24 protein-coding genes, 1 pseudogene and 1 riboswitch are annotated in these 24,345 nt (G+C 64.4%); of the genes and pseudogenes, 2 read left to right on the top strand and 23 right to left on the bottom strand.

Features of this window, described 5'->3' with window-relative positions; translation table 11 throughout:
• Positions 1-13: 13 nt before the first annotated feature.
• On the bottom strand, positions 14-973 hold the full coding sequence (locus tag C7451_RS16325; RefSeq protein WP_110300004.1) for a hypothetical protein: 960 nt from the start codon (positions 971-973) through the stop codon (positions 14-16).
• Positions 974-1,166: 193 nt separating this feature from the next.
• Between C7451_RS16325 and C7451_RS16320 the strand changes: the two genes are divergently transcribed.
• Positions 1,167-2,177 (top strand): site-specific integrase, encoded by a 1,011-nt coding sequence (locus C7451_RS16320; RefSeq protein ID WP_230960947.1) that lies wholly within the window; start codon positions 1,167-1,169, stop codon positions 2,175-2,177.
• A 359-nt stretch (positions 2,178-2,536) separates the two neighbouring features.
• Here C7451_RS16320 and cobU read toward each other — a convergent pair whose 3' ends face one another.
• The 16 genes and pseudogenes from cobU to C7451_RS16240 all read right to left on the bottom strand — a co-directional run bounded on the left by cobU (position 2,537) and on the right by C7451_RS16240 (position 15,562).
• Complete coding sequence (gene cobU, locus C7451_RS16315) at positions 2,537-3,043, bottom strand: bifunctional adenosylcobinamide kinase/adenosylcobinamide-phosphate guanylyltransferase (protein WP_039330671.1); 507 nt, start codon at positions 3,041-3,043, stop codon at positions 2,537-2,539.
• Positions 3,036-4,499, bottom strand: coding sequence for a cobyric acid synthase (locus C7451_RS16310; RefSeq protein ID WP_039330669.1), 1,464 nt, complete (start codon positions 4,497-4,499; stop codon positions 3,036-3,038). The genes cobU and C7451_RS16310 overlap by 8 nt, the downstream gene beginning before the upstream one ends.
• On the bottom strand, positions 4,487-5,440 hold the full coding sequence (cbiB, locus tag C7451_RS16305; protein ID WP_039330667.1) for an adenosylcobinamide-phosphate synthase CbiB: 954 nt from the start codon (positions 5,438-5,440) through the stop codon (positions 4,487-4,489). The genes C7451_RS16310 and cbiB overlap by 13 nt, the downstream gene beginning before the upstream one ends.
• On the bottom strand, positions 5,433-6,422 hold the full coding sequence (locus C7451_RS16300; protein ID WP_039330665.1) for a threonine-phosphate decarboxylase: 990 nt from the start codon (positions 6,420-6,422) through the stop codon (positions 5,433-5,435). Before C7451_RS16300 ends, cbiB begins: the two co-directional genes overlap by 8 nt.
• Entirely contained in the window at positions 6,419-7,135 is a 717-nt protein-coding gene (gene cobS / locus C7451_RS16295) for an adenosylcobinamide-GDP ribazoletransferase (RefSeq protein WP_039330663.1), read from the bottom strand. Before cobS ends, C7451_RS16300 begins: the two co-directional genes overlap by 4 nt.
• Before the next feature lie 13 nt (positions 7,136-7,148).
• Positions 7,149-7,718 carry a histidine phosphatase family protein gene (locus C7451_RS16290; protein ID WP_039330661.1) on the bottom strand — a complete coding sequence of 190 codons (570 nt, stop codon included), beginning with the start codon at positions 7,716-7,718 and terminating at the stop codon, positions 7,149-7,151.
• Positions 7,715-8,731: a nicotinate-nucleotide--dimethylbenzimidazole phosphoribosyltransferase gene (gene cobT / locus C7451_RS16285; protein ID WP_110300003.1), complete on the bottom strand. Its 1,017-nt coding sequence runs from the start codon at positions 8,729-8,731 to the stop codon at positions 7,715-7,717. The genes C7451_RS16290 and cobT overlap by 4 nt, the downstream gene beginning before the upstream one ends.
• Entirely contained in the window at positions 8,728-9,135 is a 408-nt protein-coding gene (locus C7451_RS16280) for a DUF1636 domain-containing protein (RefSeq protein ID WP_039330657.1), read from the bottom strand. The genes cobT and C7451_RS16280 overlap by 4 nt, the downstream gene beginning before the upstream one ends.
• 25 nt (positions 9,136-9,160) lie before the next feature.
• A pseudogene (bluB, locus tag C7451_RS16275) lies at positions 9,161-9,807 on the bottom strand (5,6-dimethylbenzimidazole synthase).
• Positions 9,804-10,430, bottom strand: coding sequence for a cob(I)yrinic acid a,c-diamide adenosyltransferase (cobO, locus tag C7451_RS16270; protein WP_039330652.1), 627 nt, complete (start codon positions 10,428-10,430; stop codon positions 9,804-9,806). Before cobO ends, bluB begins: the two are co-directional and overlap by 4 nt.
• Positions 10,420-11,184, bottom strand: a complete 765-nt coding sequence (gene cobF, locus C7451_RS16265) for a precorrin-6A synthase (deacetylating) (RefSeq protein WP_039330650.1) — start codon at positions 11,182-11,184, stop codon at positions 10,420-10,422. The genes cobO and cobF overlap by 11 nt, the downstream gene beginning before the upstream one ends.
• Positions 11,181-11,903, bottom strand: coding sequence for a uroporphyrinogen-III C-methyltransferase (cobA, locus tag C7451_RS16260; protein ID WP_039330647.1), 723 nt, complete (start codon positions 11,901-11,903; stop codon positions 11,181-11,183). Before cobA ends, cobF begins: the two co-directional genes overlap by 4 nt.
• Entirely contained in the window at positions 11,900-13,213 is a 1,314-nt protein-coding gene (locus tag C7451_RS16255) for a cobyrinic acid a,c-diamide synthase CobB (RefSeq protein WP_039330645.1), read from the bottom strand. Before C7451_RS16255 ends, cobA begins: the two co-directional genes overlap by 4 nt.
• A complete protein-coding gene (cobM, locus tag C7451_RS16250) occupies positions 13,210-13,995 on the bottom strand; it encodes a precorrin-4 C(11)-methyltransferase (protein WP_039330643.1) in 786 nt (261 codons plus the stop codon). The genes C7451_RS16255 and cobM overlap by 4 nt, the downstream gene beginning before the upstream one ends.
• Positions 13,992-14,357 (bottom strand): cobalamin biosynthesis protein, encoded by a 366-nt coding sequence (locus C7451_RS16245; RefSeq protein WP_039330641.1) that lies wholly within the window; start codon positions 14,355-14,357, stop codon positions 13,992-13,994. The genes cobM and C7451_RS16245 overlap by 4 nt, the downstream gene beginning before the upstream one ends.
• Positions 14,354-15,562, bottom strand: a complete 1,209-nt coding sequence (locus C7451_RS16240; RefSeq protein ID WP_039330640.1) for a bifunctional cobalt-precorrin-7 (C(5))-methyltransferase/cobalt-precorrin-6B (C(15))-methyltransferase — start codon at positions 15,560-15,562, stop codon at positions 14,354-14,356. Before C7451_RS16240 ends, C7451_RS16245 begins: the two co-directional genes overlap by 4 nt.
• Here C7451_RS16240 and C7451_RS16235 point away from each other — a divergent pair.
• On the top strand, positions 15,561-16,322 hold the full coding sequence (locus C7451_RS16235; RefSeq protein ID WP_110300002.1) for a cobalt-precorrin-6A reductase: 762 nt from the start codon (positions 15,561-15,563) through the stop codon (positions 16,320-16,322). The genes C7451_RS16240 and C7451_RS16235 overlap by 2 nt on opposite strands.
• Here the strand turns inward: C7451_RS16235 and cobJ are convergent.
• From cobJ to cobW, 6 genes are read right to left on the bottom strand one after another with little or no spacing between them, the layout of a single operon-like run.
• Complete coding sequence (cobJ, locus tag C7451_RS16230) at positions 16,286-17,062, bottom strand: precorrin-3B C(17)-methyltransferase (protein WP_039330635.1); 777 nt, start codon at positions 17,060-17,062, stop codon at positions 16,286-16,288. The genes C7451_RS16235 and cobJ overlap by 37 nt on opposite strands.
• Positions 17,059-17,796 (bottom strand): precorrin-2 C(20)-methyltransferase, encoded by a 738-nt coding sequence (gene cobI, locus C7451_RS16225; protein WP_039330633.1) that lies wholly within the window; start codon positions 17,794-17,796, stop codon positions 17,059-17,061. The genes cobJ and cobI overlap by 4 nt, the downstream gene beginning before the upstream one ends.
• On the bottom strand, positions 17,793-18,422 hold the full coding sequence (locus C7451_RS16220) for a precorrin-8X methylmutase (protein WP_039330631.1): 630 nt from the start codon (positions 18,420-18,422) through the stop codon (positions 17,793-17,795). Before C7451_RS16220 ends, cobI begins: the two co-directional genes overlap by 4 nt.
• Positions 18,422-19,549, bottom strand: coding sequence for a cobalamin biosynthesis protein CobG (locus tag C7451_RS16215; RefSeq protein ID WP_110300001.1), 1,128 nt, complete (start codon positions 19,547-19,549; stop codon positions 18,422-18,424). Before C7451_RS16215 ends, C7451_RS16220 begins: the two co-directional genes overlap by 1 nt.
• Positions 19,546-22,824, bottom strand: coding sequence for a cobaltochelatase subunit CobN (gene cobN, locus C7451_RS16210; RefSeq protein WP_039330627.1), 3,279 nt, complete (start codon positions 22,822-22,824; stop codon positions 19,546-19,548). Before cobN ends, C7451_RS16215 begins: the two co-directional genes overlap by 4 nt.
• 8 nt (positions 22,825-22,832) lie before the next feature.
• On the bottom strand, positions 22,833-23,870 hold the full coding sequence (gene cobW, locus C7451_RS16205; RefSeq protein WP_039330625.1) for a cobalamin biosynthesis protein CobW: 1,038 nt from the start codon (positions 23,868-23,870) through the stop codon (positions 22,833-22,835).
• A gap of 181 nt (positions 23,871-24,051) precedes the next feature.
• Positions 24,052-24,282, bottom strand: a riboswitch (cobalamin riboswitch).
• Positions 24,283-24,345: the final 63 nt, after the last annotated feature.

The following is a 24,345-nucleotide window of genomic DNA, read 5'->3' as shown; positions in this document are numbered from 1 at the left end:
AAGCTAGCCACACTCAAGCTTCAGGTTGATCAAATCGGGCATTGATTATGTTCTGCTGAGGCCGCAATGCGCCATCGAGCTGTCTCAATGAAACGAGTTTGGACATCACAAGAGCGCTTGCCGCTTGAGACGCCGTCCGTTTTGTAACTTGAAGCGCTCTGGCGAGTTCAGCTCTGTTTAATGGCCCAAGACCGATCAGTATTTTCCAAGCCTGCGGGGCAGTGGAGGACGCTTTAAGGTGCGACAACGCTCCTTGCCCCCGGTCAAGGCCTGCCCGCATCCTTTCAATATCTTCGGCCGCACTCGCGCTGGCTCCATCAAGCGCACCTCGCAGCGCCGCAGGGAAGGGCTCTTCCCGATGTTCCTTGAAGAGTCGCCGCGGCATTGTGCCTGCGAGCACAATCGGCGCGGAACCCAGACCGAACAGGTGAGGGCGTATCGCTGCCGACAAAGAAGCGGCCCAGGCCGCGCCGCGCGGTGATGCGCGCGTAATGACGATACCGCCAGCCTGGACCGTTTCGCTGCCGCCTTCAAGAAAGTCGATTTCTTCAGTTCGCAGCTCCGCCAACCATTCAAGCAGAGTCCCCATCGGATCACGGGTCGGCAGCAGCGCATCGAGCCGTTCGAGCGCGCGATCGGCGGGCAAGTAGGCCTCGCTGAACCCTTCGGAGTGACATTTGGCGTCCATGACCAGCTTGGCGGCATGGGCGAGGGTAGGGTGACCTCGCCGGCTGATCCACGACAAGAACTGACGGCGTTCTTCGGAATACCACGAGCGCACAAGCTCGTCGGCCTCAAGCCCCGGATTGTGTTCAATTCCAAGATTATCAAACGGATAATCGCGCACATGCATGCGCCAGAGGCGCCGGAGTGAGGCCAGCGCAAGGCATTCGGACAGCTCGGGTGAGATGAAGGGGAGGGCGCCTTCGATGCGGGCAAGCGTCAGTTGCCAGGGTGCTGGGGCGGATGCCATCGGCCAGATAGTATATAAATGGCCTAAAAAGTATACCCAGCTTGTACGGTGCCTTTGCTGTCCGATAAGAGCCCTTCACGGACAACACGACAATCTATATAGAGTGCCTCAAATCCGCTGCGACGCCGCCGCTCTCCCAAGGGCAGAACGCCGAAGAAACCAGCGGCGCGATCGAGCATGAAGGAGAGGCGCTTTGGCTGACGGCACCGGGCTGATCGTTGAGGTGCCGATCGATGAGGGCCTCGTCTCGCTCGGACAGGCAATCCCTCCGCAGCTCGCCGCCGAAATCGAGGCCGCCCGTTCCTACAGGGCGCGATCCAAGGCCGCGAACACCGTCCGCGCCTATGACAGCGACTGGCGGCAGTTCGAAGAATGGTGCTGGACGCGCGACCTTGAGCCCATGCCCGCGATGCCCGAGGTGGTTGCAACCTGGCTGGCGTCACTGGCTCAAGCGGGGAGGGCGGACAGTACGATCGGGCGGCACCTTGCTGCCATTGCCTGGCACCACAGGCAGGCGGGGCACGTGGCGCCGCAGCACCGTGATCCCCGCGATGTCATCGCCGATACGCTCGCCGGCATTCGGCGCGAGCAGCGCGCACGGCCGACACGCAAGAAGAGCGCCATTCTGGCGGCCGATCTGGCGCGGATGATTGCGGCTGCAGAAGGATCGAGCCCGAGGGCAATCCGTGACCGTGCGGTCATGGCGCTGGGCCTTGCAGCAGCACTTCGGCGCTCGGAGCTGGTCGCTCTGCAGCTCGCCGATCTCGAGCTCGTGCGCGAAGGGCTCAAGCTGACGATCCGGCACTCGAAGACCGACCAGGAGGGGGAGGGGCAGGTCATCGCAGTTCCGTCGGGCAAGGTGCTCAAGCCCGGTCCCCGCCTCAACGAATGGCTGAGCGTCAGGGGAGGGGAGGCGGGGCCCCTTTTCTATCGAACCGATGCTCAGGGCTTGATGACGAAGGAGCCCATGTCAGATCGCTCGGTTGCTCGCCTGATCCAGCGCTACGCCGAGAAGGTCGGTCTCGATCCGGCTGCGGTCGGGGCGCACTCGCTTCGATCGGGATTCCTGACCGAAGCTGCGAAGGCTGGTGCTTCACTGCCAAAAATGCAGGAGGTCTCGCGACAGAAAAAGGTGGAGGTGCTGCTTGGCTATGTCCGAGATGCGGCTTTGTTTGAGAACCACGCTGGCAAGAGCTTTCTCTAGCCTAGGTTCAGGCTGAAACGCGGTGCCCCAAGGACCAAGGGAGCCACCGCGACACTTACCGCGCGCACATACACCGTGACGGTGGTCTGAAATGTAACCGATTTTGAGCAGAGTCCGACGCCAAGTTGCACTGCTACCCAACTTTGAACCGCTTGGGTCTAGAGTTTTCCGCCACCAGATAGGCACTCTCGTCGCGGAAAAAGATGTCCCGACAAGCCGCATCAACGTTATGAACGCCTTCCAAACCGGGCAGCCAACCATCGCCATGGGCAGCGCCATGATCCAGCTTCTGGCGGTCTTTCTGGCCGGCTCTCGCGCAATTTGAATTCCAAATATGCCATTAATACAATGGGACATTTTCATTTGAACTGCAAATTCAAGCCAGCGCACAGCAACTGCACCTCGTTCGCGCAAGCCGCGACACGTTGATGAAGAAACCCGGCCTCATCCCGAAACCGGCGCGCCAACTGGTTTTCCGGGACGATGCCCAATCCGACCTCATTGCTGACGAGTATGAGGGTCCCTTGCGCAACCGTGATGGTCTCAATGAGTGTGCGGACTGCCGCCGGGATATCGTGATCGCCGATCAGGAGATTGGTCACCCATAGCGTGAGGCAGTCCACCAGCAAGACCCGGTCGGGTGAGGCATGCAACTCGATCGCTTCCGCAAGTTTAAGGGGGGCCTCGACCGTTTCCCATTCCACGCCGCGATCCGCCTGGTGCCGAACGATACGGTTGCGCATTTCCTCGTCGAAAGCTTGAGCCGTAGCGATGAAGACTGGCGACAGGCCGGTCGCCTCGGCTCTGGCCTGTGCATAGCGGCTCTTGCCCGAGCGCGCTCCGCCAATCACGAACAGGCTACGCATCGTCTTTCCCCATTGCGAGTTTCAACAAACCATCCACATCGAGATGATGTTCAAGCTCAGCCGCGATCGCATTGAGCGCGTCATCCACCTTCGCATCATGGTCGATCCCGTCCGACTGCGCGCCGAGCATGCCGAGCAGAGCTGAACGCAGCGCCGTGCTGGCAAATGCTCCGTGGACGTAAGTGCCCGTGACTTGCCTGTCTGCACTGGTTGCGCCGTCGGGCCGCCCTTCGCCGAGCAGCGCAAAGGGGTGACGGCAATCGGGACCGCTGGTCACGCCCATGTGCATTTCAAAGCCGGTGAAGGCTTGATCGAGCGCAGTGCCTGCAACCTGGCGCAGCGCCTTATCTCCGGTCAGGACCGTTTCGACATCCAGCAGACCCAGACCGGGGATATCTTCAGGTGGTCCCTCGATCCCTTCCGGATCGGCGATGCGGCGGCCGAGCATCTGATAGCCGCCGCAGATGCCCAGGACCTTTCCACCGCGCCGATGATGCGCAAGGATATCAATGTCCCAGCCTTGTTCGCGCATCGCCTTCATATCAGCGATCGTGGCTTTTGATCCGGGCAGGACGATCAGCGCACAATCACCGGGGATGGGCTGGCCTGGCGGTACCATGACCAGTTCGACCGAGCTTTCCGCTTTGATCGGATCGAGATCGTCAAAATTGGCGATCCGGGGGATGATCGGGCAGGCGATTTTCAGGCGACCGGCGGTTTCGCGTGCGGTTCGTTCAAGCACGACCGCATCTTCGCTTGGCAAATGGGCAGTGGCGCGCAGCCAGGGCACCACGCCATAGCCTCGCCAGCCCGAAAGCGCCTCGATCTGCCGATAACCGTCGGCAAAGAGCGCCGGATCGCCGCGAAACTTGTTGATGAGAAAACCCCGGATCATCGCCGCGTCGTCCGGGTCCAATACCGCCCTCGTGCCAACGAGCGCAGCAATGACGCCGCCGCGATCGATATCGCCGACCAGCACGACTGGCACACCGGCAGCACGGGCAAAGCCCATGTTGGCGATGTCGCCTGCCCGCAGGTTGATCTCCGCCGGCGAGCCGGCGCCTTCAACCACGACGACATCGCACTGCGCCTGCAGCCGGTGCCAGCTTTCCATGACCTCGGGCAGCAGTTCGCCACGCTTGTGCCGGAAATTGCCACCGCCCAGCGTGCCGCGGACCTTGCCGTGAACGACCAATTGCGATGTGTGGTCGGCCTGAGGCTTGAGCAGTACCGGGTTCATGTCGGTGTGCGGTTCGACCCGGCATGCTAGAGCCTGCAAAGCCTGGGCGCGGCCGATCTCGCCGCCATCGACGGTAACCGCAGCATTGTTCGACATGTTCTGGGGCTTGAACGGGCGAACGCTCAGCCCGCGATTGGCAAGGGCGCGGCACAGCCCGGCAACCAGCACCGATTTCCCGACATCGGAACCCGTGCCCTGCAACATCAGAGCGCCCATACGATATCCTTCCAGGTGAGAGCGGCCACGATGGCCCAGAGCAACAGGCAGGCGCGGACATAAATGCGCAAAGCGCGCCTGACGTCAGCAGCGCCAGCATCGCGCCGCCCGCTGCCGATCCAGTCCTTGGCATGGGTCACACCATCGTAGGACACTGGTCCCGCGAGCGCGAGATCTAGCGCGCCCGCCATGGCCGCCTCGGTCCAGCCTGCATTGGGTGAGGCGTGGCGGCGGTGATCGCGCCACAGCGTGGCCCACCCTCCGCCGCCGGCAAGACATACCACGACGCCGCCAAGCCGAGCCGGCAGCAGGTTCATCACATCGTCCGTGCGCGCCGCAGCCCACCCAAAGGCGCGCCAGCGCGCTTCCTTATGGCCGATCAGGCTGTCTGCCGTATTGATCGCCTTGTAGGCCCAGACGCCGGGCAGGCCGCCGATAACCAGCCAGAACAGCGGCGCGGCGATGCCGTCGCAAAAGCTTTCGGCCAGACTTTCGATTGCAGCTCGTGCCACACCCGCGCGATCAAGGGTGTCGGTATCACGCCCGACGATCATGGAGACGGCATGGCGCGCACTTTCGAGATCATTCTGCTCCAGTGCGACTGCGATGGGAAGAACATGATCGTAGAGGCTGCGTTGGGCCAGAGCGGGCCAGGCCAGTGCTGCGGCACCAAGCCACCAGCATGAGCCCAGCAGGTGCCGGGCGAGCGCGGTAAGGCCAAGTCCAGCCCCGATTGTCAGCACCAGCAGTATCAGAACGGTCATGACGCCGAGCGTCTTGCGTATGCCGTCTGAGTGAGTTGGCCGGTTCCATGCGCCTTCGCAGGCATTGATGATCCGGGCAAACAGGCCGACCGGATGTCCGACACGGCGATACAGCGCGCCAGGCCAGCCAATGGCAGCATCCAGCACCAGGGCCATGAGCGCGAACGGTTCAGCCATGGTCTTCGAGCACGGCACAGAGACGCTCCATCGCCTCGTCGTTGGCGGGCAGGCCAAAGCGTAACCAATCCGGTTTATCGGCGAAGGGGCGGCTGAGGATCGCAGCCCGGGCAAGACGTTCAAACAGGTGTGACGCGTCCGGCGTCGTTATCAGCCGGAAGAGTGGGCATGCGCCGCTTGCCAACAAACCGAACGAGGCCAAGCGCTGATCGAAGCTGGTGGCCTCGGCGATGAGGCGCTCCCGCATCGCGTCCTGCCAGGCGATATCCTGATAGGCGCGGGTGCCGATGGCGATCGCAGCCGCCGAGACCGGCCAGGCACCTAGCTGCTTACGCAGACTCGCCAGGATCGGACGAGGGCCCAGCACAAAACCGAGCCGCAATCCGGCGAGGCCAAAGAATTTCCCGAAGGACCGAAAGATCAGGAGTCTGTGCCGATCATCAACTTGGTCGGCGAAACTGTGGTCGGGGTGGCAGTCTGCAAAGGCTTCGTCGATTACCAGCCACCCTTTCCGACCACGCCGCACCAGAAGATCGCTCAAGGCTTCCCGAGAAAGCAGGACGCCATCCGGGTTGTTGGGGTTGGCAAGGATCAGGCTTGATCCATCGGCCAGCGCCAGATTGCCAAGCGTTACGGGATGGCTGGAGGCCGCCATCTCGCCGTGGGTGCGATAGGATGGAACGGCGTGGCAGACGTCATCGCCCAGCACCCTGCCGGCGAGGCGAAGGCCAACTTCGGTGCCTGGCACCGCGCAGACATGATCGGCATGACACCCGAAGCTGGCGGCGGCCGCTTGCTCCAGCGCGCGCAGGGCCATTTCGTCTGGCAGGGCACGCCAATCGATCTCCACCGCCCCTGCACCGTGCCAGACATGCGGATTGATCCCGGTGGAAAAATCGATCCAACCACGCGCATCGTCGCCGAAATGCGCGCGGGCCGCAGAGAGGCCGCCGCCGTGCCATGTCCAGCGATCGCGGGTCATGCGGCCGCCATCACGACAAGCGCCAGCAGCAGCGCCGCCTCGATCAGTTCAATTCCGGCGCCGTGTCCATCGCCCGAGATGCCGCCAATAGCGCGCTTGATCCACAGGCCCCATAGTGCCGCAGCAGGAACCGCAATGAGCAATGCAGGAAACGCCACCGTGGTGGCGAGAAGTACTGCGGCCCACAGCGCCAGATCGATCGGCCTGATCGCGCCCCGAAAGCGCGCACCAAGGCCATCGTGCAACGGCGATAGCAACAAGGTCCATGCCAGCGGCGCGATGCGCGCGGCGACCGGCACCCAGATCAGTGCCAGAAACTGGCTGTGCTCGATCATGCCATGCAGCAGCACGAGCTTGGTCAGCAGTTGCATGGTGATGGCCGTTACGCCGAAGCTGCCGACATGCGGATCTGCCAGGACGGCCAGGAGCCGCTCGCGGTCCTTGTGGGCCGCGCCGCTGGCATCGGCCATATCTCCCAGACCGTCCAGGTGAAGGGCTCCGGTGACGAGAACCCAGGCGATCAAGGCGGCAAGGGCTCCGGTCCAGGGATCGGTCCTTGCTCCAACCCAGGCGGCCCCGGCAACGATAAGGCCAATCACCAGCCCAGCAGCTGGAAACCAGCGCATGGACTGGGCGAATTCCTCGGCAGAAACCGTGAGCCGGGGTGTCGGCAAACGGGTGAGGAACTGGAGTGCGATGAGGAAGCCTTTCATGCGATCGGGCGCTTCATGTCCAAAGGCCCGCGATCTGGGCTGAGCGCGGCGTTCCCGGCCAGACCCGCAGGCTGATCAGCGCGGCATAGGGAAGGTCAAACGCCCAGACCTGCCGCTGTCCGAAGCCGAACAGGCTGGCCAGCGCAGCCCGGATTGCTCCGCCATGCGTTACGACCAGCGTGTCTTGCGGCGGGATTGCGGCCAAGGCCGCTTCCACGCGCGAAACCAGAGCAGACCAGCGCTCACCACCGGGTGGCGGATTGGCGTCCGGGTCGTCCCAGAACGCGCTGATCGCGGCACTGTCGACCTTAGCGGGTGCCAGACCGTCCCAGTCGCCGAAGTCCAGTTCGCGCCACCGTGAGTCGAGGATCGGGTGCAGCCCTCTTGGATCGGCGATAGCTCTTGCTGCCTCTGCCGAGCGCTGGAGATCGGAACATACAATCGACTGGAACGACAGTTCCTCGACCTGTGCCACGCATGATGCGACGCCCTCGGGCGTCGTAGGCGCATCGGTCCTTCCGAGAAGCAGACCGGGGTGGATGGGCTCGCCATGCCGCATGAGGTGCAGGAAAAACTCGCTCATACGCCAGCAGCCACGCCAGCTTCGGCAAAAGTGGCCATCTGGTTGTGTGCGGCGAGAGCTGAACGCACGATCTGGGCCGCGACCGCAGCGCCGCTCCCTTCGCCCAGGCGCATGCCCAGAGTGAGGAGCGGTGCGAGACCGAACCGCTCGAGCAACCGTTTGTGACCAGGTTCGGCCCAACAATGCCCTGCCAGGCAATGGTCGACAATTGCAGGTTCGGCGGCAAAGATCGGCGCGATGGCAGCGCAGCAGATGAAGCCATCCAGGAGCACCGGCACCCGAAGTTGCCTTGCACGGACAATTGCACCTGCCATTGCGGCTATTTCCCTCCCGCCCAGACGCCGCAGGGTTTCGAAAGGCGTTGACGGTGCAACCTGATGGAAGACGAGTGCCGCTTCGATTACACCGATCTTGCGCGCCACGCCCGCCGGATCGAGCCCCGTTCCCGGGCCGACCCATTCGCCTGCACCGCCTCCCAGCGCCTTTGCACAGAGGGCTGCAGCGGCCGTGGTGTTGCCGATGCCCATCTCGCCAGGGACAAGGAGATCAAGGCCGGCTTCGACCATGGCGGCCCCGGAAGACAGCGCGGCAAGGCATTCGCTTTCGGTCATGGCCGGGGCTGAGGTGAAATCGGCGGTTGGCCGGTCAAGCTCCAGCGCCAGCACCTGAAGATCGAGCCCGGCAGCGGCACACAGCGCGTTGATGGCAGCGCCACCTGCTTCAAAATTGGCCACCATCTGGTGGGTGACTTCGGGAGGAAAGGCGCTCACGCCCCGTGCCGTGACGCCATGATTGCCCGCAAACACGACTGCACGCCCCCGTTCCAGCCGGGGTCTTTCGTGGCCTTGCCAACCGGCCATGAAGATCGCGATCTCTTCCAGCCGTCCCAGGGATCCTGGCGGCTTGGTCAGTTGCGACTGCCGGTTGCGCGCGCTGGCCATTGCTGTTTCATCTGGCGCAGGCATATCGGCAATGGCAGCATCAAAGGCATCGACGGAAGAAAACGTGCTCATTGCGCGACAAAGCCCGGCGGCGGTGTGCGGGTGATGAAGTGGCCTTTGACGCCCTGCGGCCAGTCCTTGAACGGAACCCGGCCATGTTCGCTTTGCGCATAATGGACGGCATAATCGAGGATGGCAGCGGCGGCATCTTCATCGGGAGTGAAGCGGCCCAGAACATACCCGACTTTGCCTGGCGCACGAAGATGGACCGTGCAGAATTCGCTGCAGGCGAACAAGCAGGGCATTTCCTGCACCGCGATACCGGAATAGCGTTCATCGCGTGCCTGCACGGCGCGCAGGGCCTCGACCATACGCGCGCCACCACGCACACCGGCGTCATCCTCCTTTGCGGTGCTGCTGTGTCGGCAGGTGTTGCATGCTACTACGGCAGGGCCGTCCTCGACGGGGATCAACATAATTTCTTGCTCCATAGATTGGGGGTCATCGGTCGAACACTCGGTTGGTCACAGGTTCCCGGGCTTGCCAGCCCCGCCGCTCCAATTCGGGTGTCTGGGACGGGTCCTGGGGGTATCCGAAGCACAGCAGTGCAATCAGCGACCAGTCGGCGGGTACGTCCAGCAAGGCGCGGATGACACCGGGCTCGAGGATCGATACCCATCCGACGCCAATGCCGCGGAGCCTTGCCGCCAGCCAGAGTGTGTGGATCGCCAGCACGCATGAATAGCGCAACATCTCCGGCATACTGACAATGCCAAGTCCATGGCCTGCTTTGGGCTGCTCATCACAGAACACCACGATCAGTTCCGGGGCTTCGCGAAGGCCATGCAGCTTGAGCGAACGATACAGTTCCTGCCGGGCTTGGCAGCATATTGCTGCGCTGCTTGTGCGTTCTGTGCATCGACATGGTCGGCCAGCGCCTGACGAAGGGTGGATGAACGCACGCGCACGAACCGCCAGGGCTGCGCATTCCCGACCGAAGGCGCGAGGGAGGCACACTCCAGCAGCGCACACATCTCCTCTTCCGCGACAGCACGGGCTTCGAAGTGCCGCACATCGCGTCGCCAGCGCAGCAGCTGCGCAAATCGAGCCGCGAACTCGGCATCGAACTGGGGCGGCAGATCGCTCAGAACTCGATCCCTGCCTGCGCCTTCACGCCCGAGCGGAAAGGGTGCTTGATCATGGTCATCTCGGTGACGAGATCGGCCGCCTCGATCAGTGCATCGGGCGCATTGCGTCCGGTGACGATGACATGTTTCATCTCGGGTTTCGCGGCAAACGCCTTAAGAACCTCATCCAAGGGCAGGTAGTCATACCGAAGGACGATGTTGAGTTCGTCGGCTACCACCATCTGGTAAGCCGGATCGGCGATCATGCGGCAGACTTCATCCCAGGCAGTACGTGCCGAAGCGATATCGCGTGTCCGGTCTTGCGTATCCCAGGTGAAACCTTCACCCATCGGCTTGAACTCGACATTTTCCGGGAAAGCGTCGAACACCGTCTTTTCGCCTGTCGCCATCGCGCCCTTGACGAACTGGACGACCCCGACCTTCATGCCATGTCCTATTGCGCGCACGACCATACCGAGTGCAGCGCTTGTCTTGCCCTTGCCCGTGCCAGTGTGAACGATCAGCAGCCCCTGCTCGCGGGTTTTGGTGGCCATCATGGTGCTACGCGCAGCCTGGATCTTGCGCATTTTCTCGGCATGGCGCGCATCTGCGCTTGCAGCTTCTTCTTCGCGGTCAGCAGGCATCGGCTCGTTCCTTTCGCATCAGGTAGACATCCATGATCCAGCCGTGGCGAGCGCGCAGTTCCGCGCGGCGCGCGGCAATCTGCGGCGCAGAATCGGCAAGTGGCCCATGCACCAGTGCTTCTTGCGACATGCCCAGATAGGCACCCCACCAGATCGTGATGCCAGCAGGATCGAGGACTTCGAAGGCGCAGCCGGAATCGAGCATGACGACGATCGTGTGCACTCCCAGCGGCCAGCCTTCCCGGCGCAACCTGCGGCCGGTGGTGATCGTGACAGGTTCGGCCAAGGCGTTCAGCGGGATGGCGTGAGCAGCCGTAAGAGCCTGAATGCTGGTGATACCGGGTTCGACGCGAACAGTTAGGTCGACCCCAGCCGTCCGGAGCCGATCGGCAATACGCAGTGTGCTGTCGTAAAGCGACGGATCGCCCCACACGAGCAGCGCGACCCGCCCACCATCAGGAAGGTGAACTGCTATCTGCTCTGCCCAAATCGCTGCAATCGCATCGTGCCAATCGTCGACGGCCTGCGTGTAGTCGCCATCCTGTCGGCGAACGGGCATGTCGAACTCGGCCATGCGGACCGGTGAGGCCAATGCGGCGCCACAGATGGAGTGGCGCAGGTCCAGGAGATCTGATTTGGCATCGCCTTTGCGGGGCAGCAGAATGAGATCGACCGCGTTGATTGTGCGTATTGCAGCACGCGTCAGGTGGTCGGGATTCCCGGTGCCTATGCCGATCAGATGGAGGTGGATCATGCCTCCTCCATCATGGGGCCGTAGATCACCAGTGCGGTTGCATCCGATCCGCCGTCGGCAAGTGACCGAGCAAGTCCGGCAATAGTGCTTCTGGTAAGTCTTTGGTCCGGTCGGCTAATGTTTTCTGCCAACAAGGCTGCAGTATCGTCCGCAAGTCCTGCCGCGACAAGCTGCGCAGCAAGCGCCGGAAATGTGCGCTTTGGCATGAAGACGACCGTTGTGGCACAAGGGTCGGCAAGCGCTGATAGATTGAGGTCTTCGGGTAAAGTGCCAGTCTTGCCATGTCCGGTTACGAACTGGACGCGTCTAGCGTGCTCGCGTCGTGTCAGTGGTATCGCGGCAGCTGCCGCTGCGGCGGTCGCCGAGCTGACGCCAGGAATGATCTCGAACGAGATTCCCGCATGGCGAAGCGCCTCAATTTCTTCTTCGAGTCGGCCGAACAAGCCAGCATCTCCCGATTTGAGCCGGATGACATGCTTCCCGGCCAGGGCATGGTCCACCAGAAGACGGCTGACTTCGGCCTGACTTGGAGATGGCCGACCGGCGCGCTTGCCTACCGCTACCAGTTCAGCGTCATCGCGCGCGCGGGCCAGGATCGGTCCCGCAGCCAGATCATCAAACAGGACCACCTGCGCTGTCTCAAGACGAGAAACGGCTTTAAGGGTCAGCAGCTCGGGATCGCCAGGGCCCGCACCCACAAATGATACGAACCCTTTCACGATGCGTTCGCGATCATGTGGAAGAAGGTTCCGGTCACGCGGCCGCGATACGAGCCTGTTTCGGCAACCGCGACGCCATCTGCATCGGTTACACATGCCAGCGCTGCGTCTGTCTGCTCGAGGATCGTCGAGTAGTGGAACTCGTGGCCGCGCAGTCTTTTGCCTTTGGCCAGTCCGGCTATCGGTGCCAGCAGTTCGGCCTGGCGATAGCCGAGATGCATCTTGCGCTGTGCATAGCTGGTAACAAGCCCCAGCAGGCCGGCCATACGATGCCGTTCTCCCGACTTGTCCACCAAGGCCTCGCCCAGAACCATGTAGCCGCCGCATTCGCCGTGGACCGGGCGGGTCTTGGCGTGATGGCGCAGGCCGGTCAGGAAGTTCGTCGCTGCAGCGATGGTCCCTGCGTGCAATTCCGGATAGCCGCCCGGCAGCCAGACAAGATCGGCATCGCGGGCAGGGGCCTCGTTTGCCAATGGCGAGAAGGGCATGATCTCCGCGCCAGCCCGCCGCCAACCTTCGAGCACATGGGGATAGACGAAGGAAAAGGCGGGATCGCGGGCGATGGCAATCCGCTGGGCAGGGGGAAGCGGCAGTTGGCCGGGGGCCGGAGGCGGGGCGCTGTTGCTGCTGGCGGCATGGCGGATGGCATTCAGATCGACATTTGCACGCAGAAATGCGGCATAGTCCGATATCGCCCGCTCGAGATCGGGATGCTCGACAGCCTGGACCAGACCGAGATGGCGTTCTGGCAGGGTGAGATCGCCGCGCCGGGGCAGGGCACCCAGCACAGGCATGCCTATCGCTTCCATCCCCCGGCGCACCAGCCGTTCATGGCGGGGACTGGCCACCCGGTTCAGGATCACGCCTGCAAACGGCAGCGTGTCATCCAGATGCTTGAAACCGAGCGCCGTTGCAGCGGCGGATTGGGCTTGTCCGGACACGTCCAGCACCAGCACAACCGGCCAGCCCATTGTCCGTGCAATGTCCGCACTGGCGCCATTGCCAACGGCACCCCGGCTCGCGACACCATCGAAAAGGCCCATCGAAGCCTCGGCAAGCACCATGTCCGCGCCAACAGCCTCTCCCGCGATTGCAGCGATCAGCTCGCCATTCATGGCCCAAGTATCGAGGTTGAACGACGCACGGCCGCAGGCGGCGCGGTGAAAGGCGGGATCGATATAGTCGGGACCGCTCTTGAAGGGCTGGACCACCGCGCCGTCTTCAACCAGCGCTCGCAGCAGGCCCAGCATGACCGTAGTCTTGCCCGTTCCCGATGCCGGAGCGGCGATCATCAGGCCTGAAACGCTCATTCCCCGGCTCCTGCAAAGCGCGAGCTCGCATCCTGTGGGCGGAAGCGCCGGTCGTAGCCGTGGGCGTAGAGGCTGCTTTGTGCGAAGTCCTCCGCCCCCAGCACCCGTCCGACAAGGATCAGCGCGGTTCGTTCCATGCTGCCGGCGATGGCTGTTTCGACGGTGTCGAGGGTGGCCCGGACGATCCGCTGGTCGGGCCAGCTGGCGCGCCAGACGACCGCAACGGGGCAATCCGCGCCATAGGCGGGAGCAAGATCGGCCACGACCCGCGCGAGGTTGTGGATCGATAGATGGATAGCCAGAGTCGCGCCCGTCACAGCGAAATTGGCGAGGCTCTCGCTCTGCGGCATCGCGCTGGCCCGCCCTGGCGTGCGCGTGAGTACCAGCGACTGGCCGAGCTCGGGCAAGGTCAGTTCGGCTTCCAGAGCCGCCGCTGCCGCCGAGAAGGCGGGAACACCCGGCGTGACCGTAAACGGAATGTCCAGTGCGCGCAGGCGGCGCAATTGTTCGCCCATTGCCGACCAGACGGACAGGTCGCCCGAATGGAGGCGGGCAACATCGCACCCTGCGGCGTCAGCCTCCGCTATCTCGGCGATGATCTCGTCCAGCGTCATGGGCGCGGTGTTGACGATGCGGGCACCGGGCGGACAGTGATCGAGTACAGCCACGGGAACCAGCGAACCGGCATAGAGGCAGACCGGGCTGGCGGCGATCAGGTCGCGCCCTCGCAGGGTCAAAAGATCGGGTGCGCCGGGGCCGGCGCCGATGAAGTGGACGGTCATGGCTGTGATCCTTCGGCAATGGCGCAGCTGGCCATGCGATCGGGCGAGATGTGGCGCGTGCGCAAAAGGCGGGCGCCCGGACCAGCGGCGACCAGCGCGCAGGCTTCTGCGACACTGCCGGTCGCGCGTGCCTTCAGGCTGGCGGCAGAGCTGGTGGGCGTAGGCGTGGTGGACAGGGACGCCGATGGGATGCCGGTCATCGGCAGTCCCAGTGCCTCTGCAAGCGGTACCAACGCAGACGTCTTGTCGATGGCGGTCGCCAAATGGGTTATAGGGGGCAGCCCGTCCTGCGCCAGTTCCAGCGCCGCCCGCAGCGAAGCGAGGCCTGCGCCGCGCCGAAAGCCGAAGCCAGCCACGATCATAGCGTGACGCTCCACTGTACCACGGGATAGCGCCCCTTCCAGCCATGCCGCTGGCCAAGGGGCACGGCATCGGCCAGTTCGATCCGCAGCAGACTGCCGCCCTTTGCGCCATGCCAACGGGTAAGAGCGGCTTCAGATTCAAGGCTCACGGCGTTCGCCACCAGCCGCGTTCCATCAGGCAGCCGGGCCCAGAGGGCATCGAGCAGCGGGTCGGACAAGCCGCCACCGATGAACACAGCATGCGGATGGGGGCCTTCCGGCAGGCCTTCGGGCATCCGGGCATTGATCACATCCAACCGGTCTACACCCAGAGCCTTGGCGTTTGCGCGGGCGCGGCCGGCCCGTAGCGGATCGGCTTCGAACGCGGTCGCCCGGTTGGCGGGATGAGCCAGCAGCCATTCGATCGCGATTGACCCAGAACCCGTGCCGATATCCCAGAGCCATTCACCGGCACGCGGGGCGAGGGCCGAGAGGGTCAGGGCGCGCACCGGGGCCTTGGTGATCTGTCCGTCGTGATCGAACCACGCATCCGGTCTGCCGGATGTGACGGGCAGGACATTGCCTGAACCGGCGAACGCGATGCCCACGGCAACGGGATGGGCAATGTCTGCGAACGGCAGGGCTTGCGCGGTCGTCACGCGGAGGCGTTCATGGGGGCCGCCCAGCGCTTCCATCACATGAAGCGTCGATGGGCCGAAGCCCTTGCTGGTCAGATATTGCGCCGCCGTGGCAACGGCATCGCCATCGCGCAGCAGGACAATGGCGCGCTGGGCGGGTGCGATATGGGGGCACAAGCGGTCCAGCGGCGCTGCGTGCAGGCCGAGGCAGGCCGTTTCCTCGATCGGCCAGCCCAGCCGGGCGGCAGCAAGGCTGAAGGTCGATGGCGCGGGGTGCGCAACCCATTCCGCCGGACCGAGATGGCGCGCAAGGCTTGCGCCTGCGCCGAACCAGAACGGATCGCCCGATGACAGCATGACCACCCGCCGCCCGCGATGCGCCAGCAGTTCGGCTATGCCGTCGGCAAAGGGAACTGGCCATTTGAAGACCGCGCAGGTAAGCGCGGGAAGCAGCGCTAGATGGCGCGCCGATCCCATGACCAGTTCGGCCCTGGCCAGCGCGGCCCGGCCCGCTGAGCACAGGCCGTCCACGCCGTCTTCACCGATGCCGATGATCGTCAACCATGCGCGAGGGTCCATGTCAGCCATGCCGAATGTTCTCCTGCTTGGCGGAACAACCGAAGCGAGCGCACTGGCGCGCCTGCTTGCGGCAGCGCAGGTTGCGACGACACTCAGCTACGCGGGCAGGACCGACAACCCGCGGCCACAGCCGGTGCCGATCCGCGTCGGCGGCTTTGGTGGGGTGGCGGGGCTTGTGGCCTATCTCCAAGACCATCGCATCACGCATCTGGTCGATGCGACGCATCCCTTTGCCGCGACTATGAGCACACATGCCATAAAGGCCGCGCGGATTGCCGGGATTGCCCATATCGCCTTGACCAGACCCGCATGGGAGGCCGGGTCGGGCGATCGCTGGACATGCGTGAGAGACACTGCCGCTGCGGTGGCCAAACTTGCGGGCACGCCGCGCCGCATCCTGCTCGCGCTGGGCCGAATGCATGTGGAAGCCTTTGCCGCACAGCCGCAGCATCACTACCTGCTGCGCTTTGTTGACCCTCCGGCTGCGCCCCCAGGCCTGCCCTCCCACGACCTTGTCATCGATCGCGGGCCGTTTACGGCTGAAGGTGATCGGCTGCTGATGCAGTCTCACATGATCGACCTTGTTGTGTGCAAGAACGCCGGTGGCACGGGCGCCGAGGCAAAGCTTGTCGCTGCGCGCCAGCTCAAGCTTCCGGTCGTGATGATCGACCGCCCGGTGATCGGTGACCGGATCGAGGTCTGTCGCGCAGAAGATGTGCTGGAATGGCTTGGTCATGAGGCCACTTCCGCAACGGACCGGGGCGTATAGAGGATAGGGCCTGCCGCACGTTCGATGATCCGCGTCCGGCTTGATCCCACGATCACCGTGGTGCGCATGTCGGCCATTTCATCGTGCGCCTTGCCCAGCGGCACGATGCGCAGATCTTCCTGCGGCGTTGTGACGGCGCGGGCAAACAGCATCGGGCGATCATCGCCGCACAGCTCCTTCAATAAGGCCAGCGCACGGGCGAAGCCTTCGGGACGTGCCTTCGAGCGGGGGTTGTAAAGCGCCAAGGCAAAGTCCGCCTCCACGGCCAGCCGCAGCCGCTTTTCGATCATGGCCCAGGGTTTCAGGTTGTCGGAAAGATTGATCGCGCAAAAATCGTGACCCAGCGGTGCCCCGGCCCGTGCACTGGCGGCCAGCATGGCGGTGATGCCCGGCAGCACCCTGATATCCAGCGTCCGCCAGCGGGAAGGACCTGCCTCAAGCGCTTCGAATACCGCCGAGGCCATCGCGAACACCCCCGGATCACCTGACGATACGACAACGACCCTGCGGCCCTGCGCCGCAAGATCGAGCGCCAGAGCGGCGCGGTCGAGCTCCACCCGGTTGTCCGAGGGGTGAAGCGTCAGGCCTTCGCGTGCAGCTATCCGGGCGACATAGGGAATGTACCCGATCACGTCCGTAGCCCCGGCCAGCGCGGCGGTGACTTCGGGTGTGACGAGTGCCTCGTCTCCTGGTCCCAGACCGGCGATTGCTAGCCAACCCTTGTCCTTTTCCCCGGTCATGGTCGCCTCCCCTGACCATGGATCAGCAGGATCGAGAAATAGGGGGTCACCGCCTCAGCCTCGGCCAGCATGGTGACGCGCTGTCCGGGCATCGCTGCGTGTTCGACCAGCCATGCCGCATCCATGCGCCCGGCGGCTGCCACGGCGCGGCGAAGCTTGGGCAGGTTCCGACCGATCTTCATCACCACCAGCGCGTCAGTCTCGCGGATCCGGCGGGCAAGCTCGGCTTCCGGCAGCGTGGCCATGACCACGGTCATCACATCATCGCCCCAGGTGATCGGCAGGTCCGTCGCGGTCCAGGCGCCAGACATGCCCGTGATGCCAGGGACGACTTCCACCGGTATGCGGCCTGAAAGGCGGGCATGGAGGTGCATGAAGGAGCCGTAGAAGAACGGGTCGCCCTCACACAGCACGACGACGTCCTCACCCTGCTGCGAAATCGCTGCAAGCCGCTCCGAACAGTGCGTGTAGAACGCCGACAGGCAGGCATTGTAGCGAGGATCGGATACCGGGATTTCGGTGGTTACCGGATATTCCATCGGAAACTCGATCACGTCAGCGCGGAGCATCCCTTCCACGATGCGCCTTGCCTGGCCGGGCCGCCCAGCCTTGCGGAAATAGGCGACGTGGTGCGCCGTGCGTACAAGCCGGTCGGCGCGCACGCTCAGCAGGTCTGCCGCACCCGGACCAAGCCCGACACCGTGAATGGTGCCGATGTTCGTGCCGGCGTTCATTCGGCCGTACTCGCCAGCGCGTTGATGGCCGCCACGGTGATGGCACTGCCGCCAAGGCGGCCCTCGACGACGCAGCAGGGTGCAGGAGGAGCGGCCCAGAGGGCAGCCTTGGATTCAGCTGCTCCCACGAAGCCCACCGGACAGCCGATGATCGCCGCAGGGCGTGGGCAGGCGGGGTCTTCCAGCATGTTCAGCAGATGAAACAGCGCGGTTGGTGCATTGCCGATCGCCACGACCGCACCCGCCAGAATGGGCCGCCACAGTTCCAGCGCGGCAGCGGATCGGGTGTTGCCGATCTTGCGTGCAAGGTCAGGCACCGCAGGATCTTGCAGCGTGCAGATGATTGCGTTGCTCCCGGGAAGCCGGGCGCGGGTGATCCCTTCAGACACCATCCGCGCATCGCACAGTATCGGCGCGCCGCCGGCCAGCGCAGCGCGTGCCGCATCGGCAAATCCCGACGAGAACCGGATATGCGCTGCAAGTCCGACCATCCCGGCCGCATGGATCATCCGCACTGCCACCTGCTCTTCGCCTGGCGCGAAAGGGGAGAGATCGGCTTCGGCGCGGATCGTGGCAAACGACTGGCGATAGATCGCTGCCCCGTCGGTTTCATAGACATGGGGCATCAGACGGCTCCAAAATGCGCGAGGATTTCGCTGGCGCTCAAGCCGGAGCGGGACGGAGGCGATCCGGCTTTGCCAGCAAGGACCAGATCGAACCTGCCGTTGCGTCCGGTCAGCGTGACATCGGCCACCTGCGAGCAGGCGCAGCCTTTGGCACAACCCGAAACGTGCAGCCGTCCCGAGACATAGGGCGCAAGTCGGCGCGCAAGCGCACGGGTTTCAACCGTCGCCTGTGCGCACAATGGTGCGCCCGGGCAGGCTTCCACATGGGGCAGCGGATCAGGTTTAGCGCCGGTGGACGGGTGGGTCCGGGCAGCCGCCGCCCCCTCGATCAACAGCCGCCGCCACGGTGTTGTTCGCAGTCCAGAAGCAGAACCGGATTCGAGCAGGATGGCGAGCTCCGAAGCCTCTATCAGCCCGAACGCCAGCGCGATCGATGGATGATGTCCGGTGCCAAGCACATGGCCCGGTTCAGCCATTGCAGGCGCGATCGCACCTTTTGCCCATGCGGGAAGTTCCGCATCCCAACGGGCCATGCGCCCGGCTGCGGCGGTGCCGCTCGCGGCGAACCAGTGAGCGAGAGCGATCAGGGCGTCCGCTTCCGTGCCTGGAGACAGGCTTGATCCGGTGAGGCAACCATCGGCGCGAAGGATGAGGCTGCCGTCCGTGCCGCGTTCGACACGGAAATCGCCGGATGCGCCGGTCAGCACAGCGGCAGGGCCGGCATCGATGACGAACCCGACCTTGCCGGGAAGATCGGGCCATTCGCCTATCCGGGCCAGCAGGGCGTTGGCGATGCGGTGGGTGTCGTCGTTCTCCTGCCAGTCGGGCGCGACAAGGACGTTGCGCCGCGCTTCGAGTGCAGGCTCGGGCTGCACTAATTCCAGCGCAATCAGCCTTTGGATCAGCAAGGGCCAGCGATCTTGGGCAACGCCGCGAATCTGCAGATTGGCGCGCCGCGTCAGGTCGATCAGCCCGCTGCCGCAGGTGGCGGCCGCATCGCAAAGGGCCAGCGCCTGCTCCCGTGTCAGCCGCCCGAGCCGGGGTTTGACCCGCACCAGTAGGCCGTCGCCGGATATCATCGGGTGCCATGCGTCCGGGCACCAGCCCTTGACGGCAAATCCGGTCATGGTGCCTCCCGCAGGCTGGCCAGGATGGAATTTCGCCGGGTGCGCCAGAGGCCCGCGGCATGCAGCGCGGCAAAGCGCGCTTCCATCGCCGCCAGTGCATCGGGATTTTCGCGTTCGAGGAAGGCGCGAACTTCGGACTGGCCGAGCGTTGCCTCGTGATAAAGGTCGATCAGCTGCGGCGGCACGCTGCCGGAAAGATGTGCGAAAGCGCCAAGATGGTCCAGCGTCGCGGCCAGTTCCGCGCCCCCACGAAAGCCGTGGCGCATCATTCCTGCGATCCAGCCTGGATTGGCGGCTCGGGCACGGACCACGCGGGCAATTTCTTCGGTCAGCGTGCGGGCCGCCGGGTTGTTCGGGTCCCGATTGTCGAGATGATAGAGTGCGGCCTTGCCTCCGACAATCGCCTGGGCTGCGGCAAAGCCTGCCTCGTGCCCGGCATAGTCCGCGGCCAGCAAGAGGTCGGTTTCAGGCAGGTCCTGCAGGTGGACGAAGGCGTCCGCGCTGGCCACTCGCAGACGGATGCCATCGGGGTCAGCCTCGCTTCCCGTGCTGGAATCGGAAACGCTATCCAGCGCGTGGTCGGAGGCTGCCAGCCATGCTTCGCCCGCCGCACGCCGGGCATCATCGGTATAGGTTTCGGCCGCGTCTCCGATCCCGAGTCCATACCGGCCCGGACGCGGACCATAGACGCGCGGCGCTGGGGCCAAGGCAACGAAAGGGTTCCAGTCGGCGGGTTCGTCCCTGGTGCACAGCGCCCGGACGGCCTGACCGAACAAGGCGGGCAGGGTGGGAAAGGCATCACGAAACAGGCCCGAAACGCGCAGCGTTACATCGAGGCGAGGGCGGTCGAGCATGGCGAGTGGGAGAATCTCAACCCCCGTCACGCGCTCTGAAGCCATGTCCCACATCGGCTTTGCCCCCAGAAGGTGCAGCGCCATCGCAAACTCTTCACCAGCCGTGCGCATGGTGGCCGAACCCCACAGATCCACCACAAGGCCACGCGGGTAGTCGCCGTGATCCTGCAGATGGCGGCGGAGCAGCTCCTCGGCGAGCACGACGCCCTGTGCATGCGCTGCGCGCGAAGGTACTGCGCGCGGATCGATCGTGTAGAGGTTGCGTCCCGTCGGCAGCACATCGGTTCGTCCGCGATGGGGCGAGCCAGATGGTCCGGGAGCGATCCATCGGCCGTCCAGCCCAGCCAGAAGCCCGTTCCGCTCTGCCGCGCCCTGTTCACCGCGGCCGAAAACGTGGAGACCGTCACCGAACTGGCTGGCTTTCACATCGCAGACGAAGCGATCGATCCGGGTGATCGCTTCGACCAGAGTGGTGGCGGTATCAAGGCCGAGCTCTGCCTCCAGCCCCAGCGCGGCAGCTTCCTCGCGGATGGATTTCTGCAGACGGTCCCGGCGGGCAGGGTCCAGCCCGTCGGCATTGGAGAATTCGTCCAGCAAAGCCTCGATCCGGCCCAGCCCGGCGCCGCTTCCGGTCGGGACGAGCGGCGGCGGCACATGGCCGATGGTGACAGCACCGATGCGGCGCTTGGCCTGCGCTGCCTCGCCCGGATCGTTGACGATGAAGGGATAGATGACCGGCATCGCTTGTGTCAGCGCTTCGGGCCAGCAAGCGTCAGACAGCGCTACAGCCTTCCCCGGCAGCCATTCCAGCGTACCATGCGCGCCAACATGGACCAGCGCATCCGTACCCTGCTGGCCCAGCCACAGGTAGAAGGCGACATAGGCGTGCCGCGGGCAGCGCGAGAGGTCGTGATAGTCTGCATCGCGACTGATAGGCTCGCCCCGCTCGGGCTGAAGCGCCACCAGCACCTGGCCGAGCGTGAGCGCCGGGAAGCGAAATGCCCCATCGACAGCCAGCGGATCGTCTTCCGGCTCTCCCCATGCCGAGGCAAGGTCCTGCCGCAGCGTCTCGGGCAGGGCGGACATGGCAGTGCGATAGGCATTCAAAGGCCAGACCAGATGCTCGGTCGCCAGCTGCCTGGCAAGATCGGTGGGGCGGCTGACCTTGTACCCGGCCTCTGCCAGATCGGCGACAATCGCATCGACTGAGGCCAGCGCGTCAAGACCCACGGCGTGCGCCATCTGGTAGGCCTTGCCGGGGTAGGTCGACAGGATCAGGGCGACGCGGCGTTCGCATGCCGGCTTGCGGGCCAGCCCGATCCAGCGCGCCACGCGGTCGGCGACCGCTGCGATCCGGTTGTCATCGCCGCGGTGCGAATAGGGAGCGAAGCCGAGTGCCGGATCGCGTTCGCCCGCTTCCTTGAAGCTCGACACGCCTGCAAAGATGCGCCCGTCAATCTCGGGGAGTACGACATGCATGGCAAGGTCAGCCGGCGAGAGGCCACGCGATGTGCGCGCCCATCCTGCGCGCGGTGCGGTGGCAAGCGCGATCTGGAAGACCGGAACGCCCCCCCCGTCGAGCGGCGTTCCGCCATCCTCGCCCCGCGCTGAAAAAGCCGTGGCATTGACGATGGCTGCAGGCGCCAGCGAACGCACCCAGCGATCCACCTGTGCCCTGACCTCAGGGGGCTTGAGCGAGGGGACGAAGATCGAGAGCGCGTCAAAGCCGCGTTGTTCAAGCGCGGAATGAAGCGCGGCGATCGGGTGCAGGTCGTGTGCGGCGAGGTACGCACGGTAGAAGACGATCAGGATCAGCGGCCGATCCGCATTGGGCCTGAAGCTGGCAGGATCGATGATCCCGCAGGAGGGGTGCCATCCGCCAGTTGCCGGCAAAGCCGTGCATTGCGTCACAGTGCTGACGCCAAGCCCTGCGGCGTGCGCGAGAGCGGCCAGGGCCGCGCGCGCCGCTGCCGCGCCGCCCTCGTCACACAACTGGCAAAGCTTGGCCAGCGTGGCGGCAGGAAGCGTGGAGACACTGTCGAGGTGCCAATCCGGCCGACCATCGGCAGGCAGGACAGCAAGCGCAATCCCGCGCGATCGGGCGAGGGTCTCGACCTGTTGAAGGCCGTAGCTCCAATAGGGCGTGCCGCCGATCAGCCGGATCAGCACGGCCTTTGCCCCGGCCAATGTCTTTTCGATATAGGTGTCGACCGACAAAGGGTGGATCAGCGCGGCAAGATTGGCGAGCCGCAACGAAGGAAATGCCGGATCCGCCGCTTGCGCCTGGCGCCAGCCTTCCGCGAACGCACCAAGATCGCTGTCCGAGAAGGACAGGACGACAAGATCCGCAGGCTCCTGCCCCAGATCCTGTGGGATGGCCGTTTCCTCCATCCCATGCGTTTCGCGAAAGATGACGTGCACGGCCTAGCTTAGCCTGCCAGCACCGCGCGAATGGCAGGCTCGTCGATATCGTCATGCTCGGCGATGGCGACCAGGGTGGTCTGGCGCCGCTCATCGGGGCGCCATGGGCGGTCGTACTGGTGACGAACCCTCGACCCGACGGCCTGCACCAAGAGGCGCAAGGGCTTGCCAGTCACGGCAGCGTAGCCTTTTACCCGCAGGATGCGATGGTCGCGGGCGAGCGTTTCGATACGCGCCACCAAATCGGCGGGATCGGCAATCTCGCCGAGCGCGATGACGGTGCTGTCGAAATCGTCGTGCTCGTGATCATCCTCATTGTCGTGATGCGAGGGCCGGGCAGCGATATCGTCTTCGGCGGCAGCTCCAAGTCCAAGGATCACGCGAGGGTCGACAATCCCTTCGGCTATCTCGATCACAGGCACGGGGCGGGGTGCTTCGGCCGCAATGGCTGCCCTTGCGGCAGCGACTCCGTCAGGTCCGGCCAGATCAACCTTGGTCAGCAAAACGAGATCGGCGCAGGCAAGCTGGTCCTCGAAGACTTCGGACAGCGGGGTTTCGTGGTCGATCCCCGGGTCTGCGGCGCGCTGGGCCTCCAGCGCTGCAAGATCGGGGGCAAACCGTCCGGCAGCAACCGCTTCGGCATCGGCCAGCGCAAGGACGCCATCCACCGTGATGCGACTGCGGATTGCCGGCCAGTCGAAGGCCTTGAGCAAGGGCTTGGGCAGGGCCAGCCCTGATGTCTCGATCAGGATATGGTCAGGGCGCGGATCAAGCGCGAGCAGGCGCTCTACGGTGGGAATGAAATCGTCCGCCACGGTGCAGCAGATGCAGCCGTTGGCCAGTTCGACGATGTTTTCCGCCGGGCAATCGGGAATGGCGCAGGATTGTAGGATGTCCCCATCCACCCCCAGAGTACCGAATTCATTGACGACCACAGCCAATCGGCGTCCGCCAGCGTTGCGGATCAGGTGGCTGATCAGCGTGGTCTTACCGGCACCCAGAAAGCCGGTGATGATCGTGACGGGTACCTTTGACAGGTCCGACATGGCAGTTCCTCCGCGCGCCAGAGCGACACCGGGCAGGGCTTGCCGGACAGGTCCGGTCGGCGCGCGACAACGGGCTGGCGCGACAGACGCCCGAAACCACGCGGCCGTGCAGCCCCAGCCGCACAGCTTCGTCGCTCAGACGGAAGAGTACCGTGCCTTGGCCATCCCCTGGACCCGGGCAAGAGCGACCAGAGCGCCGGCAGGTCTCCTGGCTCGCGGGTCACAGCTTGATGCACGCCTTCCCAGATGCGCGTTCATGCGCGGTCCAGTGGCTTTTCCTGCACGCGCAGGAAAAATGTGCATCGCGCTATCCGCTTACAGTTGCAGGGACAGCCGCGGATTTGGGAGCTACGCTCCCGCACCGCATTCCCGATTAAGCCCCGTTGGGGGCACCGGCGCGATCATCGATGGCACGGGCAAACCCGCATCATCATTGAATATCTCTAGACCCAAACTTCGATCATGCCAATCAAAG

Origin of the sequence: Blastomonas natatoria (genome assembly GCF_003201955.1) — a bacterium.
In the GTDB taxonomy this organism is placed as follows: domain Bacteria; phylum Pseudomonadota; class Alphaproteobacteria; order Sphingomonadales; family Sphingomonadaceae; genus Blastomonas; species Blastomonas natatoria.
The sequence above is the reverse complement of the archived record's forward strand: the minus strand, read 5'-3'. Positions and strand labels throughout refer to the sequence as shown.